Source organism: Trichococcus sp. (assembly GCF_055118575.1).
This window is the reverse complement of record NZ_JBSQPW010000009.1, coordinates 44,509-63,596: the sequence shown is the minus strand read 5'-3', so window position 1 is coordinate 63,596 and position 19,088 is coordinate 44,509. Positions and strand designations below refer to the sequence as shown.

Genomic DNA, 19,088 nt, shown 5'->3' with positions numbered 1-19,088 from the left:
AAACAAGATGACAAAACAATATTTGGATTTAGCTAGAACCGTCCTGGAAACAGGCGCCACGAAACATGACCGCACAGGAACCGGCACGAAGAGCATCTTCGGTCACCAAATGCGTTTCGACCTCGCTGAAGGGTTTCCGATCTTGACGACAAAAAAAGTCGCTTTCGGACTCATCAAGAGCGAATTGCTGTGGTTCCTGAAAGGCGACACGAACATCAAATACCTATTGGAAAACAACAACCATATCTGGGATGAATGGGCATTTGAACGCTATGTGAAATCAGCAGATTACACAGGACCGAACATGGATGACTTCGGCCACCGGGTCCTGAAGGAAGATGGATTTAAAGCAATCTACGACACCGAAATGGCCAAATTCCGGGAAGCAATTTTGACGGACCCAGCCTTTGCAGCCAAACATGGAGAATTGGGCAACATTTATGGCTCCCAATGGCGCCGCTGGAAAACGACACAAGGGGAATTCATCGATCAGATCAGTGATGTCATCGGAATGATCAAAACGAACCCTGATTCGAGAAGATTAATGGTCTCTGCCTGGAATCCGGAAGATGTGCCTTCAATGGCCTTGCCGCCTTGCCACACACTGTTCCAATTCTACGTCACGGATGGAAAGCTCAGCTGCCAATTGTATCAAAGAAGTGCGGATATCTTTTTGGGTGTGCCGTTCAACATAGCCAGCTATGCCTTGCTGACACATCTGATCGCAAATGAAACGGGCCTCGAAGTTGGAGAATTCATCCATACGTTCGGAGATGCCCATCTTTATCTGAATCATATCGAGCAGATCGAGCTGCAACTTTCCAGAGAGCCATTCGCTTTGCCGAAGTTGGTGCTGAAGCATCCTGAGAAGTCCATTTTTGAAATGGAAAAAGAGGATATCGTCCTGGAGGGCTACAAGAGCCATCCGGGCATCAAAGCGCCAATCGCTGTGTAAGAATTTGCCAAAATGAGGAAAAGGAGGTTGCCGCCATCAGGTTCCAGCAAAGTACCTGGTTGGTCCGGGCATGGGCCCGGCTGCGCGGCAAAATTTGGGATGATCGCATTATTATGGGCTGAAGACGACAACGGAATCATCGGAAAAGGTGGCACATTGCCTTGGCACCTCCCGAATGATCTGAAATATTTCAAGGGAATGACGCTGGACCACAAAATCGTGATGGGCAGAAAAACGTTCGAGGGGATGGGGTCACGCCCGCTTCCGAAAAGGGAAAACATCATCCTGACAAGACAAACCGATTACAGTCATGCAGGCGTTACTGTCCGTCATGATGTCAATGAGGTGTTGGCTTTGGACAATGAAGAGGATACGGTGTTCATCATCGGCGGCAGCGAGATTTTTGAGCTTTTCCTGCCGTTCGCGGATATACTCTATCAGACTGTCATTCATGCTGATTTTGATGGGGATACTTATTTTCCGACAACCGACTGGAACAAGTGGGAATTAACCTCATCAACCGCAGGCGTTGTCGATGACAAAAACCGCTATGAACATGAATTCAAAGTCTTTAAACGGGTGAACTAAGCAAAAAGGGCTGACTCCAATGTTGGAGTCAGCCCAATTTTTGCTTTGCATGATGTTATTGATTTTCTGAATGAAAAAGTGCATCACCTTAGGTGTTTTACAGATTCACAAGCTGTTCAATTAAGATGGCTAGCGGTCCAAGCCTGCCTCTCGGAAATTAATGAATGAAGGAACCCCTTGTCTCTATCGAGCCAAGGTTACCATTCGGCTTGTCATGGTTCTTGTCATCTATGATGGCTTAGAAACATGATAAAACTGACCGGCACGGTCACGTTGATTCCTATGAATTCAGAAGTCTCTCAGCAATTGCGCTCTACGATGCTCATTTGCATGGGACTCTTTGGGATTCATCCCTTAGAGTCCCAGTACAAGGTGACCGCAGGGAACGTTGCGAGGCCAGATTTCCTAAATTTCTTTCGAGGCAGAGCGGGCTTTTACCGCTTTTCTATTTTTTAAACATACAGCAAGATACCGAAGTACATGAAGGCGGCGCCTGCCAAAACAAAGAGGTGCCAAATGACATGCATAAAACCGTATTTTTTGTTCGAGTAAAAAATAGTACCCAAACTGTAGCTTAAGCCGCCTAGACCGATGAGCACAATGCCGTTTAGGCCGAGTGTCTGGTACATCGGTTGGATGATGAACAGCGCCATCCATCCCATACCTAAGTACAAGAGAGTGGAAATTCCGTTGAATTTTCCGACGAAAAAGATTTTCAGGATAATGCCGATGATTGCGATTGCCCAAACGGCAATGAACAAGGCTCGGCTTTGCCCATTGCGCACCGCGATCAAACAAAACGGTGTATACGTTCCTGCAATCAACAAATAGATGGCTGCATGATCGATGTAGCGGAAAATCTTTTGAAAACGGGTCAAACTGAAACTGTGATAGAGGGTTGACGAGAGGAAAAGCAAAATCATCGAAGCCCCATAAATGGCATAGGCAACGACTTCTGTAACGTTTCCTGATCGGGATCCCTTTAAAATGAGTAAGACGCATCCAGCGATGCTAAGCAACGTTCCGATTCCATGTGTTACAGCATTCAGTACTTCATTAACGATGACTTTACGTCTGCCTTCTGTTTGCGGAAAAGTTGTCACATTCATTCCTCCTTGTTGCCTGTCAGCAATTGATGTTTGGCCAAGTAAAAAAACAGTCTCCAACAACGTCCTTCTGAATGCATTATATCATAATAAATGGTAAGATTTAGAAAATAATGGTAGCTTTGCCACCTGAAAATGATAGTGATTTTCAGGAAAAATTTAGAAAGGGGCTAATAGAATGGTGACCAATCAACAAAGAAGTATGAAAAACAGCCCGAATCCATGGAAAATTGCTTTCATCACCTTATCGCTCATTCTGGTCATCGCAGCGGTTTGGCTGTTCTCGAAAATCACGATGGAACAGCCGAGCCCATCTTCGGAAGATATGCAAGTCACGGTTCAAGCGGAGGATCAGCTTTCGGTCGGATTAGCTTTGAACAATACCGAATTAGCAACCATCGCCAACCAATATCTGGAATCCGAGAAGAGTTTGGCTGGCTATTCGGTGGACATCACGGATGTGATCACCCTAAAAGGTGAAACTGTTCTGTTGGGATTTTCGATCCCGTTCGCATTATCAGGAGAGCCGCATGCGACAACCGACGGCAATCTGCAGTTGAAGATAACCGACCTTTCCTTGGGTGGGCTGACTTTGCCTGAAAAGGAAGCCCTGAGTCTTTTGGCTCAATTTTTGACGCTGCCCGCATTCGTCAGCTTGGATGCTGCAACGGAAACGATAGAGATGAACTTGGCTGGCATGGACCTGCCGAAAGAAAGTGCCATCCGCTTGCTTTCCATCGATAAAGAGACGAAAGAATATTCATTTGAAGTAAGCATACCGGCAGAAAATTTGATAGAATAGAAAGAGGCCTAATTTATGAAACAATCTTTTTACCTTTTCATTCTCACGTATAGAGACCCTTACAAAAAAGATGACAAAACAGCATTTGCGATTCGGGTTTCTGAGGATATCGGTTTTCCGAAGCAAATGACTGACTACCATGAACTAGCCGATTACCTGGAGTTGAGCGGCGAGTACACAGAGTTCATGGCCGTCTTTGATGAATTGTTTGAAGTTTACGTTGAGCGGAACAGAGATTAAATAGAGAAAGAAGGAAATGAAATGAGTACACACATCGCAGCAAAACAGGGACAAATCGCGGAAACAGTCTTGTTGCCGGGCGATCCATTAAGAGCGAAGTACATTGCGGAAACCTATTTGGATGACGTTGAGCAGTACAATTCGGTCCGGAACATGTTCGGTTACACCGGGACATACAAAGGCAAGCGCGTTTCAGTCCAAGGCACAGGCATGGGCTTGCCTTCCATCATGATCTACGCCAACGAACTGATCACTGAGTATAACGTTCAGAATCTGATCCGTGTCGGTTCGGCAGGGGCGATCCAAAAAGATATCCATGTCCGCGATATTGTCATTGCCCAAGGCGCGACCACCGATTCCAGTGTCGTCAGCAATACGTTCAATGGCCAAGTCAACTTTGCGCCAATCTGTAACTTTGATCTGATGCACAATGCCTACATGGCCGCAAAGGAAAGAAAGTTATCCGTCCACGTGGGCAACGTCCTTTCCTCGGACCGCTTCTACAACGAAGAGTTGGATAAACAAAAATTGGCTGACTATGGCGTTCTGGCTGTCGAAATGGAAGCGGCCGGGTTGTACCTGCTGGCCGCAAAATACAACCGGAAAGCATTGGCTTTGTTGACAATCAGCGATCATATCCTTACCGGGGAAGAGACGACTGCCGAAGAGCGCGAAACAACATTCGACGACATGATGCTCGTTGCTTTGGAATCTATCTTATAATCTAAAGAGGTGTACTATGAATGGGCAACAACGGGCATAAACTTAAAAACAGCAAAAAACGCGGAGTTAAACTCTCCTTCTATTTCCTTTCCTTGATCATCGTCGCTGCTGCAGCGATTGGTGGGACGTATGCATGGATCGGGAAAAGCGTAGCGCTTCCTTCTACGGGGGAAATCATTCAAGGGACGAACAGCTCTACCTTGGATGCCGCGGCAGCGGACCAGATTGGGGCTGTCTATCAGACACTGCTCAACAATTATGTCGAAGGTGTCGATGAAGAGACGCTGATCGAGGGTGCCTTGAGCGGCATGGTTGAAGCTGTCGGCGATCCCTACAGTCAATACTTGAATACAGAAGCGAGCGATAACTTGGATGAGACGATTTCTGCCTCGTTCGAAGGGATTGGAGCTGAAATCATGTCCTTGAATCAGCAGATCGTCATCGTTTCGCCGATCAAAGGCTCCCCAGCCGAAAAAGCTGGACTCTTGCCGAACGACATCATCCTTAGTGCGGATGACCAAGCTTTGCAGGGTTTGACTGCAAGTGAGGCAGTCACTTTGATCAGAGGCGAAAAGGGTAGTGAAGTGGTCCTTGAAATCATGCGCGGCGATCAGACTTTCAAAGTGAACATCATCAGGGACACAATTCCGATTGAGACGGTGACATTTGAAATGGATGAAGAACATCCGGAAATAGGCATCGTCCACGTTTCCAGTTTCTCGACGCCGACATATGACGATATCGTCAGTGCTGTAACGGACTTGCGTACCCAGGGAGCCACAGCCTTTGTGTTTGATTTCAGGCAAAATCCAGGCGGTTTATTGGATCAAGCTCTGAAGATCAGCAATATGTTCCTTGACGACGGAGACGTTATCATGCAGACCCAAGAAAAAGATGCTGAGCCGAATAAGATAGTGGCCAGCGAAAGCGATTTTGGAGATTTCAAAATAACCGAACCGACCGTCCTGCTTGTGGATGAAGGCAGTGCCAGCGCTTCGGAAATCGTCGCGGGTGCACTGCAGGAATCATCCGGAATACCGTTGGTTGGGACAACAACCTTCGGCAAAGGGACAGTCCAAACAGTGTATCCTTTGACAGAGAGCAGCGAGTTGAAATTGACTGTAGCGAAATGGCTTACGCCGAACGGCAACTGGATCCACGAAAAAGGGATAGCCGTGGATTACGAAGTCGCCCTTCCGGAATACGCTACGTTGACAATCATCGATTCAACAGCAACCTATGCAGAAGGAACTGTCTCTGAAGCGGTCAAGAATGTCGAAGCGATGCTGAACGCCATCGGCTACGCAGTCGAGGCGGACGGTTATTACGACGAAGATACCGTCGAGCAGGTAGCATCATTCCAAGCTGCAAATGACCTGGAAACAACCGGCATCGTAACAGGCAATACGGCATTGGCGATAGTCGAAAAATTGCGTGAAGTCCTTACGGAGAACGATACACAGTACGATAAAGCTATGGAAATACTGATGGAGATAGAATAATCCGAAAGGTTTGGCAGCTCTTACGAAGTGCCAAACCTTTTTGCGATGCTTTGAACGCTTGGAATAATCACAGCTTGATCGGTTGCGATTCTTTTTATGCACAAAATGTGCTAAACTATGAGTGTTGTTTTAGCACAAACTATAACCAAAAAGGTTGGTACTGATGAAAGTAGACAAAAAGGTGCAGGACGGCATCTGGGATTGGGTGAAGGCGATCATCTTTGCCTTGCTGCTGGTGATCATCATCCGGTTCTATGTGTTTATTCCGCTGAAAGTGGAAGGCGACTCCATGAGTCCCACGCTTGCACAAGGCAACTATCTCTTATACGAGACGTTTTCGGACATTGACCGATTTGATATCATCATCTTCAGCAATGAAGAAGGGCAAACACTCATTAAGCGCGTTATCGGCTTGCCGGGCGATTCCATTTCGTACAGTGAAGATCAACTGTACCTGAATGGTGAGCCCATCGCAGAGCCTTTTCTGGGGACTGAGAAGCAACAAGGGATGGATGTTTTCACTTCGGACTTTGATTTGCTGACTTTGACAGGCGTGGAGACGGTCCCAGAAGATAGCTATTTTGTGCTTGGGGACAACAGAGTCCGAAGCCGAGACAGCCGGATATTCGGTTTTGTCGCGCAAACGGATATTGCCGGAAAAGCTGCGATGTTGTATTATCCGATTGAGGATTTTGGCTTGATTGAAAATTAAGTGCCAGTTGGATTTATAAGAAAGGGTGATTCGATGTCATTTGGGAATAAAGATCATAACGACCAAGACTCTGGTTTTGTTTCAAGGAACGAAAGATTCGGAGTCGATAAAAAGAAAGAAACTCAGCCAGAAAACCGAGGCAGCTTTTTGCGGGAAGTCCTGAATCTTATTGTTTCGGTGGCGATCGCATTTGTGCTCTTCATCGTTATCCGGACCTATCTGTTTTATCCGTTCCAGGTCGTCGGCGATTCGATGGTACCGACTTTGGAGACGGGAGACCGGCTGATCCTGAATAAATTGTCCGAAATCGATCGTTTCGATATTGTGGTGTTTCCCGCTCCGGACGGGAGCGACGAAGAATATGTGAAACGCATCATCGGGTTGCCCGGTGACGAAATCACCTATTTCCAGGATGAGCTGTACATCAACGGCGAAAAAGTTGAAGAACATTATCTGGAGGCGTTGAAAGAAGGATCAAATCAGGCGCTGACCGGTGATTTTACACTCTTCAGCTTGACAGGGGAGGCAACAGTGCCTGATGATATGTATTTCGTTCTTGGGGATAACCGCAGCGTTTCCAAAGACAGCCGTGTATTCGGCTTCGTCGCGGCAGCGCAGATTGAGGGTACAGCCGATTTAAGACTGTGGCCATTGAACAAAATAGGGATCATCGATGACAATGGTGCAGATGAATAAAGGGACAACCGCACACAAGTGTATTTGCACTTGTGTTTTGTCTTGAACGGGAGCATAGGGATTTACTCAGAAAAGGAAGTGTCAATATGTTAATACAATGGTTTCCAGGCCACATGGCAAAAGCGAAACGTGAAGCGTTGGAAAAATTAAAAATGGTCGATCTGGTGATCGAATTGCTGGATGCACGAATTCCGGAATCAAGCCGAAATCCTTTAATCGATGATATCATCGGCAACAAGCCAAGATTGATTGTCCTCAACAAAGCCGATTTGGCGGATAAGACCGCCACAAAAGAATGGATCGAGTACTTCAAAAAGGACAACAAAGCGCAGCGTGCTGTTTCGATTTCGACGCTGAACAATAAAGATGTAGAAAACATCAAAAAAGAACTGAAAGCGATGATGGCACACAAAACCCAGGCGATGATCGATAAAGGCGTCAAACCACGTGCCATCCGCTTGATGATTCTTGGTATCCCCAACGTCGGGAAATCAACCTTGATCAACAAGCTGATGCAGAAAAACCGTGCCCAGACCGGGAATCGCCCCGGCGTGACAAAAGGACAACAATGGTTGAAAATCGGCGGTGATTTCGAATTGTTGGACACACCAGGGATATTGTGGCCCAAATTCGAGGATCAGCTGATCGGGCAAAAGCTTGCTTTGACAGGAGCAATCAAGGATACCGTTTTCCATAAGGATGACGTCGCTTTATTTGGATTGCGTCATTTTATGCAACATTATCCGGGCAGATTGCAGGCATTCTATAAGGTGGACGAAAAAGAATTCGAAGAGGCCATTCCGGATCTGTTGATGGAATTGACCACAAAACTGCGCTTTGGTGAGGACTACAGCAGGGCCAGCGAAAAAATTATTTTTGATATCCGCGGCGGCAAACTGGGTCCGTACACTTTGGATCAGGTTCCCGTCAAACTGGTGGAAGCTGGCGAGGGCTTGGCGGAATGAACAAACCATTGAGCATCGCTGCCATCAAGGAGTTATTGCAGGAAATCCAAACATTGGAAGATCAACGTTGGACAATGATCCAGGCTGATTCCCGCAAAGGCGTCCAAGCTGCGGTCAAATCCTGGGAGCGGAATTATCAACTGGACCTGGCCTTAAAAGAGCGGCAAAATCAGATGATGGTCTTCGAAGAAGAACTGAAGGCGAAAGGCCGTCTTGCCATCGCAGGCATCGATGAAGTCGGCAGAGGCCCGTTAGCCGGCCCGGTGGTGGCTGCAGCGGTCATTCTCCCGCCGGAGATCCCTTTCCTTCCTGTCAACGATTCGAAACAACTCTCAGCAAAAAAACGGGAGCAGCTTTACGATCAGATAATGGAAATTGGGGACGTCGGGATCGGCTTGATTCCACCGGAAACGATCGATGCCGTGAATATATACGAAGCCACGAAACTGGCGATGATGCAGGCGATCGCCAATCTGAAACAAGAACCGGACAGTCTGCTGATCGATGCCATGAAGCTGCCGTTGCCCATTGAACAGCAGTCGATCATCAAAGGGGATGCTAAATCCGTCTCTATCGCGGCCGCCAGCATTGTTGCGAAAGTATACCGGGATCGCCTGATGTCCGAATATGCTGTGCAATATCCACACTATGGGTTTGAGAAGAATGCCGGGTATGGCACCCAGCTGCATTTGTCCGGTTTGGATACCCATGGCATCACACCCATCCACAGGAAGACGTTTGATCCGATCAAAAGCATGTTGAGAGGCCAGTGATGATTTGGGCTTATTCCGAATGCAGGCTTCTCCGGATGGCATGCGTTGTTTCTTCAAAATAAACAATCAAATAAAGCAAAAGCAAGCTCCTTTCGTATTATCTTAACAGATGGTATCCAAAGGAGTTTTTTTATGGAAATGAACAGAGAAAATCTGACGGTCCGGGATAAGCTGATCTATCATGCAATGACCGGAGCGTGCACGCCCCATTTTATGAAACACCTCTATTTGTCCTGGATGAGGGATCCGTGTTATTCAATAGAAGAGAACATTAACAGTTATGTGCCGATAGCCAATGAATCCAAACAACAGAAATTGAAGGAAGCCATAGAAAGGGCATACAGCAGGATGTCGTATGGAGAACAGCTGGAGCTTTATCGGAGCAAAGAGATCCAGATTTTGACCATCCTGGATAAGGGCTATCCGGAAGGTTGGCTGAATAGCTATCTTCCGCCTGTCGTAGTGTTCTATGCGGGGAATATCCGTTTATTGGAGCAACCCTGTTTGAGTGTCGTAGGCAGCCGCAATCCGACTGCCTATGGGAAGGCAGTACTGAACGAAATGATACCGCCATTAGTTATGGAAGGCATGACGCTGGTAAGCGGCCTCGCCAAAGGAATCGATCAGATGGTTCATTCCTTTACAATCGGAAACGGCGGAGCCACGATCGGCATCATCGGAACAGGACTGGATGTCACCTACCCGAGGGAAAATGCTGCCCTTCAGCGACAAATGATGGCAGAGCAGCTCGTCATCAGCGAATATCCTTTAGGCTCGAAACCGGAACGTTTCCATTTCCCGATGCGCAATCGCCTGATCGCCAACCTTTCGTCGGCAACTTTAGTGATTGAGGCGGCAGAAAAAAGCGGCAGCCTCATAACTGCGAATCTGGCGCTTCAGGAAAACCGGGACGTTTTTGCGGTCCCCGGAAATATTAACAGTCGACTCAGTGTCGGCACCAACCAATTGATAAAGGCTGGTGCTGCTTGCGTTTTGAATGCGACTGACGTGCTGGAAGAAATGAAAACGCAGTGGAACTGACGCATCCACGAGATAACTTCCATTTGACAAACACCTACTTTATGGCATAAGATGGGAAACGATTTAAATGACAGAAATATACATACAAAATATTTCGTTGAGAGGAGTCGTTTCTTTGGCTTATAAATATTTAGTCATCGTGGAATCACCTACCAAAGCCAAGACGATAGAAAAGTATCTTGGCAGAAACTATAAAGTGGTAGCCAGTAAAGGTCACTTGCGCGATTTACCGAAAAGCCGCATGGCTGTTGATATCGAAAATGACTATCAACCGGATTATATTTCCATCCGGGGTAAAGGCGACCTGATAAAAGAATTGAAAAAATATGCCCAAAAGGCAGAAAAAATCTACCTAGCTTCCGACCCGGATAGAGAAGGGGAAGCCATTTCGTGGCACCTCGCACACTTATTGGGCTTGGACCCCGCTGACAATATCCGCGTCGTCTATAACGAAGTAACCAAAGATGCAGTTAAAGAAGCACTGAAAAACCCCAGACCAATCAACATGGATCTTGTGTCGGCCCAGCAGGCACGAAGAATATTGGATCGTCTCGTTGGATACTCCATTTCACCAATATTATGGAAGAAAGTCAAAAAAGGCTTGAGTGCCGGACGGGTTCAATCTGTTGCGCTTAAATTGATTATTAACCGCGAGGAAGAGATTGCCGGTTTCGAACCTGTAGAATCTTGGACGATTGATGGAACGTTCCAGAAGGACAAACATGTTTTCCAAGCTGCATTTTACGGTTTGGACGGGAAAAAGCTGAAGTTGAAGACCAAAGACGAAGCAGATGCGGTCTTCGAAAAAATCAAATCAAATGTTTTTGAGATCAGTGATGTGACGAAGAAACAGCAGAAACGCAACCCGGCTCAGCCTTTCACGACTTCCAGTCTCCAACAGGAAGCCGCAAACAAACTGAATTTCCGTACGCGGAAAACGATGATGATTGCGCAAGAACTCTATGAAGGGATTGCGCTCGGCAAAGAAGGCTCGGTTGGATTGATCACATATATGCGAACGGATTCGACACGTGTGTCAGCGGGTTCGATAGAGGAAGCGCATGAATACATCACGGGCACGTACGGTCCGGAATATGCCATCGAAAAACAGCGCGATAGCAAAAAGTCACAATCGGCCCAAGATGCCCATGAAGCCATCCGTCCTTCCAGTGTTCTGAGGGTCCCAAGCGAAATTGAAGCCTTCTTGACGAAGGACCAGTTCAAACTGTATCAACTGATCTGGGCGCGCTTTTTGGCGAGCCAGATGACTCCGGCGGTCTTCGATACGATGAAAGTAGACCTCAAGCACGAGGATGTCATGTTCCGGGCGACAGGTTCCAAAGAAAACTTTGCCGGTTACCGCAAAGTCTACGTGGAAGGCAATTCCAAAGAAAAAGATAATCTTTTGCCGGAAATGGCTGTCGGCGATACCGTGTTCTCGAAGGACATTGAACCGAATCAGCATTTCTCCCAACCTCCGGCCCGCTACTCGGAAGCGACGCTCATCAAGGCTTTGGAGGAGAACGGTGTCGGAAGACCTTCTACCTACGCTCCGACAATCGAAACGATCCAGAAGCGTTATTACGTAAAAGTGACGGCTAAACGTTTCGAGCCTACTGAATTAGGTACAATCGTAAACGGGTTGATCTCCACCTATTTCCCGGATATCGTGAATATTTCCTTCACCGCCGAGATGGAGCAGGATCTTGATAGTGTCGAGGAGGGCAAGATGGAATGGGTCAAAGTAGTCGACCGTTTCTATAAACCATTCGCCGACGAACTGTCGAAAGCAGAAGTGGAAATCGAAAAAATCGAGATCAAAGATGAACCCGCCGGATTCGATTGCGAATTATGCGGACATCCGATGGTCATCAAAATCGGCAGATTCGGAAAATTTTATGCGTGCAGCAACTTTCCGGAATGCCGGAACACGAAACCGATCGTGAAGAAAATCAATGTGACTTGCCCGGTTTGCCACAAAGGCGAGGTCATCGAACGGAAATCCAAGAAGAACCGGATCTTCTATGGCTGCGATCAGTACCCAGAGTGCGAATTCATTTCTTGGGACAAGCCAATCGGCCGCGACTGCCCGATCTGTCAACATTATCTTGTCGAGAAGAAGGTCAAAGGCGGCATTCAAGTGAAATGCAGTCATTGTGAATACGAGGAAGACGTACAGAAATAACGTTATGGAGGCATACTATGACAAAGAAAACAGTTACCGTAATCGGAGCCGGCTTAGCCGGAAGCGAGGCGGCTTTCCAAATAGCGGAGCAGGGCATCCATGTCGATCTTTATGAGATGCGGCCCAAAAAGATGACGCCTGCCCACCATACTTCAGGTTTCGCGGAATTGGTCTGCACCAATTCACTGCGGGCAAACCAAGTCACGAACGCAGCTGGATTGATCAAGGAAGAAATGCGTCATTTGAATTCCTTGATCATCAAAGCTGCCGATGCGACCGCCCTTCCAGCAGGCGGGGCTTTGGCTGTCGACCGTGATACTTTTTCAGCATTTGTTACGAAAGCAGTGGAAGACCATCCCTACATCACGATCCATCTGGATGAACTGACGGAATTGCCTGAAGGGATCACAGTGGTAGCAACAGGCCCATTGACTTCTGAGCCATTAAGTCAATCGATCCAAAACTTCATCGAAACAGAAGGTTTGTATTTCTATGATGCCGCTGCACCTGTGTTAGAAAAGGACAGCATCAATATGGATAAAGTTTACCTGAAGTCTCGTTATGACAAAGGCGAAGCCGCCTACCTGAATTGTCCAATGACTAAAGCGGAATTCGAAAATTTCTATCGTGAACTGATGGCGGCTGAAGTAGCCCCCTTGAAGGAATTCGAGGAGGAAAAATATTTCGATGGCTGCATGCCGTTCGAAGTGATGGCCTCCAGAGGCGAAAAAACGCTGCTGTTCGGTCCGATGAAACCGGTCGGACTGGAAGATCCGAAGACCGGAAAGATTCCCTACGCTGTTGTGCAGCTGCGTCAGGACAATGCCGCAGGCTCCTTATACAACATCGTCGGTTTCCAGACTCACCTGAAATGGGGAGAACAGAAACGGATCCTGCGAATGATCCCAGGTTTGGAAAATGCTGAGATTGTACGTTACGGAGTCATGCATCGGAACACGTTCCTGAACTCTCCGAAAATACTGCGCTCAACCTACCAGAGCCAAAAACGTGATGATCTGTTCTTCGCCGGCCAGATGACCGGTGTTGAGGGATACGTCGAAAGTGCCGCCAGCGGCTTGTTGGCGGGCCTGAACGCCGCGAGACTGGCCAACGGGAAGGAATGCGTTGTTTTTCCGAAAGAGACGATGATCGGTGCGATGTCGCACTACATAACGAACACAGACAGCAAGCATTTCCAGCCGATGAATGCCAACTTCGGCATCATCGAACCGTTAGGCGGCAAGAAAATCCGCGATAAACAGCTCAAAAACCAAATGATAGCCGATAAAGCGTTGGCTGCTCTGGACGAATTCGTGCAAACGATTTAAGTTCGCCAGCCTACATTGAAATCTCTCCAACATTGTGATAAATTTAGTCATAAGATGTTGGAGGGATTTTTTTGTCTAATCAAGAATTAATCGACCGTTTCATAAACTATTTGGCTATCGAGAGGCGCTATTCCGAGGAGACGGTCAAAGCCTATCTGTTTGACCTGAAAAAATTCGAATCATTTCTTGAGGAAAGTGGAATCAGCGACTTGATGGCGGTACAATTGTATGATGTCCGCCTGTATTTGAGCTTTTTGGACGAACAAAAACTGAGCCGAAACACGATTTCGCGCACGTTGTCCAGCTTGAGGGGATTCTATCACTTCCTGATCCGTAATGACCTTCTTGATGAAAACCCTTTATCCTACGTCTCTTTCAAGAAAAAACAATTGCGCCTGCCGCAGTACCTTTACGAGGAAGAGCTGGAAAAATTATTGCGTGCAGCAGACGGGACCGAAATATTGGACTACCGGAACCGAGCGCTTGTGGAATTGTTGTATGCGACCGGAATCCGAGTCAGCGAATGCAAGAACATCAAGATGCAGGATATTTCCTTCGACTTGGGCGTCATTCTTGTTTTCGGGAAAGGGAATAAAGAACGGTATGTGCCGTTTGGCCATTATGCCGCCGCAGCCATCCAGGAGTATCTGGAAATGACCCGATCGGAATTGATGTCAAAGCATCAACGGAGCCATGATTATCTCTTTGTGAATCGCTTGGGTGATCCGCTCACGGCAGGCGGCATTGAATATATACTGAAACAGATCATGAAAAAAACTGGATTGACCGGTACGTTGCATCCGCATATGCTGCGGCATACATTTGCGACCGATATGCTGAATAACGGTGCGGATATGCGGACAGTCCAGGAACTTTTGGGACATGCTAGCCTGTCATCCACGCAAATATACACACACGTAACGAAAGATGCCCTGCAAAGGAATTACAACCAATTCCATCCCCGGGCGAAACGGGACAGCAGGAAATAGGGGGAATAACAAATGACAACAATCTGTGCAGTGCAGCACAACGGACGTTCAGCCATGGCGGGGGACGGCCAAGTGACGATGGGCGAATCCGTAATCATGAAAGGGACCGCAAAAAAAATCAAACGCATTTACCATGATGAAGTCATCGTCGGTTTCGCTGGTGGTGTAGCGGACGCGTTCACCCTGGAGGACAAATTTGAAGAGAAGCTCAATCAATACAAAGGGAATCTGCTGCGCGCCTCCATCGAGGTGGCAAAGGAATGGCGAGGCGATCGCGCACTTCAGAAGCTTGAGGCGCTGCTGATCGTCATGAACAAGGAGCAGATGCTGCTTGTTTCCGGAAGTGGAGAGGTCATCGAACCGGATGATGGAATCCTGACGATCGGCTCGGGCGGGAATTACGCCTTAGCGGCTGCGAGAGCCCTGAAAAGAAGAGGCTCTGATCTCACCGCAAAGGAGATTGCCTATGAAAGTCTCAAGATTGCTTCAGAAATCTGCGTATTTACTAACGACAACATCATCGTTGAAGAATTTTAGATAGGTGGCTACTATAATGAAGGAACAGCAAAACAGAACACCCAGAGAAATCGTTAAAGAGCTCGACCGTTATATCATCGGCCAGGATGCGGCAAAAAAAGCGATTGCTGTCGCTCTGCGGAATCGCTACAGGAGACAAAAATTAGATGCTGACATGCAAAAAGAAGTAACTCCGAAAAACATTCTGATGATCGGCCCGACCGGAGTAGGGAAAACTGAGCTGGCAAGACGCTTGGCGCTGCTGGTAGAAGCGCCCTTCGTTAAGGTCGAGGCCACCAAATTCACGGAGGTCGGCTATGTTGGCCGTGACGTCGAATCGATGGTCCGCGATCTGATGGAGAACGCCATCCAGATTGTCGAAAAGCAAAAACGCGGCGATGTGTATTCCAAAGCTTACGAAGCTGCTTTGGAACGGCTGGCCAAAGTCATGAAGCCGGGAATCAAAAAGGCGAAGCCCAAACAGGAAGGCATGAATGATTGGCTAAACATGTTCAAAAACCTGGGGATGCCCCTTCCGGAAGACCAGGAGGAAGCCGCCGAAGAAGTGACTGCCGAAATCGCCAAGAGCAGAGCGGAAATCATCGAGCAATTGCGCAAAGGCCTTCTGAATAAGCGTGAAGTCTCGATTAAGGTTGAGGAAAAACAAGCCAATCCATTAGGCGCCGGCGGGAACAACGAGCAAATGATGATGCTTCAGTCAGCTTTTGAATCCATGACGCCCAAAAAGAAGATCCAACGAACGCTTCTGGTTGAAGATGCCATCCAAGTGCTCGTGCAAGAAGAGACCGACAAACTGGTCAATAAGGATGATATCTCACAAGAAGCTTTGAAGCTGGCCGAAACCAACGGCATCATTTTCATAGATGAAATCGATAAAATCACTTCCAAATCGCAAAACTCAGGCGAAGTGTCGCGTGAGGGTGTGCAACGTGATATCCTTCCGATCGTCGAAGGAAGCCAAGTGTCCACTAAGTATGGGGCGATCCAAACGGACCACATCCTCTTCATTGCCTCCGGCGCATTCCACGTTTCCAAACCAAGCGATCTGATTCCGGAACTGCAAGGCCGTTTCCCAATCCGGGTCGAATTGAATGACCTAACGGAAGATGACTTCGTCCGGATTCTTACCGAGCCCAACAACGCGATGCTGAAGCAATACACCGCACTGCTGGCAACGGAGGACGTCAACATCACTTTTACTCAGGAAGCCATCCGGAAAATGGCCGTCATCGCGACTGAAGTCAATCAGGAAACCGATAATATCGGTGCCAGAAGATTGCATACAATCATGGAAAAATTACTGGAGGATCTGTTGTTTGAGGCTTCCGAAATACCGGGTACAGAAATCACGATAACGGAACATTATGTGGACGAAAAACTTGAGAAAATTGTAGAGAATAAAGATTTAAGAAGATATATCCTCTAAGCATAAAAAATCCCCTTTAGGCTGGATAAACCTTGCGGATATTTTCTGATGGATAATCGTATGGGGGGAAATATGGACGAATTATTAGAAAAGTTGAGAAGGATCAACTACATGCTGCAAAAAGAAGGGGGCTTCGTTGCTGTCAGCGACGAAGCGACGGACTTGCCCTTTACGGAAATGGCAAGCGTGCTCGGTGATATTTTGATGGCCAACACGTATTTGATTGATCTGTCAGGCAATCTTTTAGGCTACAGCGAGGCGACGGACATCAATAATGCCCGCATCAAACAAATGCTGGAGGACAAAAAGTTTCCGGAGCATTATGCTCAAAATTTGTCTGCCTTGATTCAGACGACCGCGAACATTGGAATTGAATCGGATTTCACAGCTTTTCCGATCGAGAGCAGGGATTTGTTCATTATGGGTGTCACAACAGTCGTTCCGATTTTTGCTTCCGGCAAGCGTTTGGGAAGTTTGATTTTGGCAAGGATGTTTCCAGCCTTTGACAGCAGTGACTTGATTCTTGCCGAGCATGGTGCCACAGTTATCGGTATTGAGCTACTGCATACCATCAATTTGCGCATGGAAGAGGCAACACGTGTGACCACTCTGATCCAAATCGCCGTAAAATCGTTGTCTTTCAGTGAACTGGAGGCGGTCAAAGCGATTTTTGAGACTTTTCCATCCTTGGAAGAACGCATCACCGCATCAAGAATTGCGGCAGAAAAAAATATAACGCGCTCCGTTATTGTGAATGCCTTAAGGAAACTGGAATCAGCAGGTATTCTCGAGACGAGATCGCTAGGCATGAAGGGGACGTTCATCAGAGTCGTTTCCGCAGAATTGCTTGATGCTTTAAAAAAGGCTTTGTATCAAAAAAATGATCAGTAAGGAAAATAGTGTAAAGCCAAACGAGGGGGAAATGTAATGGAGTTTGTAATCGAAAATCAGCATCTTACGGTAACCGTGAAAGACAAAGGTGCAGAAATCACCAGTGTAATCGCAAAGAAAACCGGCATCGAATATATTTGGCAGGCAGATGAAAAAGTTTGGAATAGGCATGCACCTATCCTGTTTCCTTTCGTAGGACGCCTGAAGGATGACTCCTATCGACATAACGGCAATACCTACACGATGGGGCAACATGGATTTGCGCGTGACTCAAAATTTTCTGTGCATGAGCGTTTGTCCGACAGTATTACGTTTATCCTTGCACCGAATGGTGATTTCAAAGCTGTTTATCCCTTTTTGTTTGAACTGCAATTGACCTATCAATTGTTCGAAAATCAACTGGCGGTCAGCTACAGGGTGAAGAACCTGGATACAAACAAGATGTATTTCTCGATCGGCGGACACCCAGGCTTCAATGTGCCGTTGACGGAAGGCGAAACATTCGAGGACTACTATATCAAGATGACTCCTGAAACTTCCCGCGATCGCCTTTTTCTGGAGGGCCCATACCTCGCAGCGGACAGAACGGCTGTTGTGGACCAGAACAAATTTCCTTTGCAACGGGACCTCTTCTTGAATGATGCCATTATTTTCAAGACGCCGGAACCGACCACTGTCACGCTGGCATCCGATAAGGGTGAACACGGAGTCACGATGTCCTATGAAGATTTCGACTACTTAGGCATTTGGACAAAGCCACAGGATGATGCCACATATGTTTGTCTGGAACCTTGGTGTGGACTTGCCGACCGGTCGGATTCGGACGGGGAACTGGAACGGAAAACAGCCATCCAATCGCTTGAACCCGGAAACAAACGGTATTATGTCCATCGGATTGCGTTCTTCTAGATTGCTGTTGATCAGGTAAACCAAAAAGCGCATGTGCACCTTTGGTAGTAAGAAAAGCGGGGCCGTAAATCAGCAACGATTTACGGCCCCGCTTTATTCTGTTATTTTTCTTGAGCACTCTTTGATTTGTAGCCGAAAGGCACTTTGCTTTCCGTGCCGTTTCTGATCCGGTAAATATTGGATCGATGGCGATAGATGATGAAAATCGTCAAAAGGATCGTGACGAACGTCAACGGCCAATCCTTAAAGAAGAAGGAAAGTGCGACCGCTGTAAAGCAGGCCAGGATGCTGGATAAACTGACCATTCTGGAAAAGTACAAGTAGATGATGAAAGCGACAATGGCTTCCCCGAAAAAAAGCGGGTTGTAGGCCAAGAGGATACCTGCGCTTGTGGCAACGGCCTTGCCGCCCTTGAATCCTGCGAATAGGGGATAAGTATGCCCTAATGCTGCAACAACCCCGGCCAACAAGGGGTGGATAGCGACTCCCAGCCAAATCGGCAATAGGGTTGCAAGGGAGCCTTTCAGCATGTCCATGATCAGGACGATAATCCCGGCTTTTTTTCCTAACACGCGGAAAGTATTCGTTGTCCCGCTGTTCCCACTACCGTATTTGCGAATGTCTGTATGATAAAAATATTTTCCGATCCAAATGCCTGAAGGGATGGATCCCAAAAGATAGGCCAGGACGATGACGATTGCTGTCATTCTCACTTCACTC

The 19,088-nt window shown here is 47.3% G+C and carries 20 protein-coding genes; 18 read left to right on the top strand and 2 right to left on the bottom strand.

The annotated features are described in order from the left end of the window. Positions 1-7 precede the first annotated feature (7 nt). Together ACTCCX_RS03920 and ACTCCX_RS03915 are read left to right on the top strand one after the other, a co-directional pair. Positions 8-955 carry a thymidylate synthase gene (locus ACTCCX_RS03920; protein WP_463274836.1) on the top strand — a complete coding sequence of 316 codons (948 nt, stop codon included), beginning with the start codon at positions 8-10 and terminating at the stop codon, positions 953-955. Positions 956-1,054: 99 nt separating this feature from the next. After that, positions 1,055-1,543 carry a dihydrofolate reductase gene (locus tag ACTCCX_RS03915; protein WP_463274843.1) on the top strand — a complete coding sequence of 163 codons (489 nt, stop codon included), beginning with the start codon at positions 1,055-1,057 and terminating at the stop codon, positions 1,541-1,543. Between the two features lie 452 nt (positions 1,544-1,995). Here ACTCCX_RS03915 and trhA read toward each other — a convergent pair whose 3' ends face one another. Continuing rightward, positions 1,996-2,646, bottom strand: coding sequence for a PAQR family membrane homeostasis protein TrhA (gene trhA / locus ACTCCX_RS03910; protein WP_463274835.1), 651 nt, complete (start codon positions 2,644-2,646; stop codon positions 1,996-1,998). Between the two features lie 181 nt (positions 2,647-2,827). Here trhA and ACTCCX_RS03905 point away from each other — a divergent pair, with 181 nt between their 5' ends. From ACTCCX_RS03905 to ACTCCX_RS03830, 16 genes are all read left to right on the top strand, one after another. Continuing rightward, positions 2,828-3,451 (top strand): YpmS family protein, encoded by a 624-nt coding sequence (locus ACTCCX_RS03905; protein WP_463274834.1) that lies wholly within the window; start codon positions 2,828-2,830, stop codon positions 3,449-3,451. 15 nt (positions 3,452-3,466) lie between these two features. Beyond that, entirely contained in the window at positions 3,467-3,691 is a 225-nt protein-coding gene (locus ACTCCX_RS03900; RefSeq protein ID WP_463274833.1) for a YozE family protein, read from the top strand. Between the two features lie 21 nt (positions 3,692-3,712). Beyond that, the gene (deoD, locus tag ACTCCX_RS03895) at positions 3,713-4,414 is read left to right on the top strand and encodes a purine-nucleoside phosphorylase (RefSeq protein ID WP_463274832.1); all 702 of its coding nucleotides are present in this window, start codon (positions 3,713-3,715) and stop codon (positions 4,412-4,414) included. Between the two features lie 20 nt (positions 4,415-4,434). After that, positions 4,435-5,916: a S41 family peptidase gene (locus tag ACTCCX_RS03890; protein ID WP_463274831.1), complete on the top strand. Its 1,482-nt coding sequence runs from the start codon at positions 4,435-4,437 to the stop codon at positions 5,914-5,916. 163 nt (positions 5,917-6,079) lie between these two features. After that, positions 6,080-6,628 (top strand): signal peptidase I, encoded by a 549-nt coding sequence (gene lepB / locus ACTCCX_RS03885; RefSeq protein ID WP_463274830.1) that lies wholly within the window; start codon positions 6,080-6,082, stop codon positions 6,626-6,628. Between the two features lie 33 nt (positions 6,629-6,661). Next, positions 6,662-7,324, top strand: a complete 663-nt coding sequence (lepB, locus tag ACTCCX_RS03880) for a signal peptidase I (RefSeq protein ID WP_463274829.1) — start codon at positions 6,662-6,664, stop codon at positions 7,322-7,324. Between the two features lie 86 nt (positions 7,325-7,410). Next, a complete protein-coding gene (gene ylqF / locus ACTCCX_RS03875) occupies positions 7,411-8,289 on the top strand; it encodes a ribosome biogenesis GTPase YlqF (protein ID WP_463274828.1) in 879 nt (292 codons plus the stop codon). After that, positions 8,286-9,062: a ribonuclease HII gene (locus ACTCCX_RS03870; RefSeq protein WP_463274827.1), complete on the top strand. Its 777-nt coding sequence runs from the start codon at positions 8,286-8,288 to the stop codon at positions 9,060-9,062. The genes ylqF and ACTCCX_RS03870 overlap by 4 nt, the downstream gene beginning before the upstream one ends. A 132-nt stretch (positions 9,063-9,194) precedes the next feature. Beyond that, positions 9,195-10,103 carry a DNA-processing protein DprA gene (gene dprA / locus ACTCCX_RS03865; protein WP_463274826.1) on the top strand — a complete coding sequence of 303 codons (909 nt, stop codon included), beginning with the start codon at positions 9,195-9,197 and terminating at the stop codon, positions 10,101-10,103. A 115-nt stretch (positions 10,104-10,218) separates the two neighbouring features. Continuing rightward, the gene (topA, locus tag ACTCCX_RS03860) at positions 10,219-12,288 is read left to right on the top strand and encodes a type I DNA topoisomerase (protein ID WP_463274825.1); all 2,070 of its coding nucleotides are present in this window, start codon (positions 10,219-10,221) and stop codon (positions 12,286-12,288) included. A gap of 17 nt (positions 12,289-12,305) precedes the next feature. Continuing rightward, the gene (gene trmFO, locus ACTCCX_RS03855) at positions 12,306-13,616 is read left to right on the top strand and encodes a methylenetetrahydrofolate--tRNA-(uracil(54)-C(5))-methyltransferase (FADH(2)-oxidizing) TrmFO (protein WP_463274824.1); all 1,311 of its coding nucleotides are present in this window, start codon (positions 12,306-12,308) and stop codon (positions 13,614-13,616) included. A gap of 71 nt (positions 13,617-13,687) precedes the next feature. Then, the gene (gene xerC / locus ACTCCX_RS03850; protein ID WP_463274823.1) at positions 13,688-14,605 is read left to right on the top strand and encodes a tyrosine recombinase XerC; all 918 of its coding nucleotides are present in this window, start codon (positions 13,688-13,690) and stop codon (positions 14,603-14,605) included. Between the two features lie 12 nt (positions 14,606-14,617). Further along, a complete protein-coding gene (gene hslV / locus ACTCCX_RS03845; protein ID WP_463274822.1) occupies positions 14,618-15,142 on the top strand; it encodes an HslVU peptidase proteolytic subunit in 525 nt (174 codons plus the stop codon). Positions 15,143-15,158: 16 nt separating this feature from the next. Further along, positions 15,159-16,568: an ATP-dependent protease ATPase subunit HslU gene (hslU, locus tag ACTCCX_RS03840; protein ID WP_463274821.1), complete on the top strand. Its 1,410-nt coding sequence runs from the start codon at positions 15,159-15,161 to the stop codon at positions 16,566-16,568. Between the two features lie 72 nt (positions 16,569-16,640). Beyond that, positions 16,641-17,459, top strand: coding sequence for a GTP-sensing pleiotropic transcriptional regulator CodY (gene codY, locus ACTCCX_RS03835; RefSeq protein ID WP_463274820.1), 819 nt, complete (start codon positions 16,641-16,643; stop codon positions 17,457-17,459). A gap of 36 nt (positions 17,460-17,495) precedes the next feature. Next, on the top strand, positions 17,496-18,368 hold the full coding sequence (locus ACTCCX_RS03830; protein ID WP_463274819.1) for an aldose 1-epimerase family protein: 873 nt from the start codon (positions 17,496-17,498) through the stop codon (positions 18,366-18,368). Between the two features lie 101 nt (positions 18,369-18,469). Here the strand turns inward: ACTCCX_RS03830 and plsY are convergent, their stop codons facing one another. Next, a complete protein-coding gene (gene plsY, locus ACTCCX_RS03825; protein WP_463274818.1) occupies positions 18,470-19,075 on the bottom strand; it encodes a glycerol-3-phosphate 1-O-acyltransferase PlsY in 606 nt (201 codons plus the stop codon). Between the last annotated feature and the right edge of the window lie 13 nt (positions 19,076-19,088).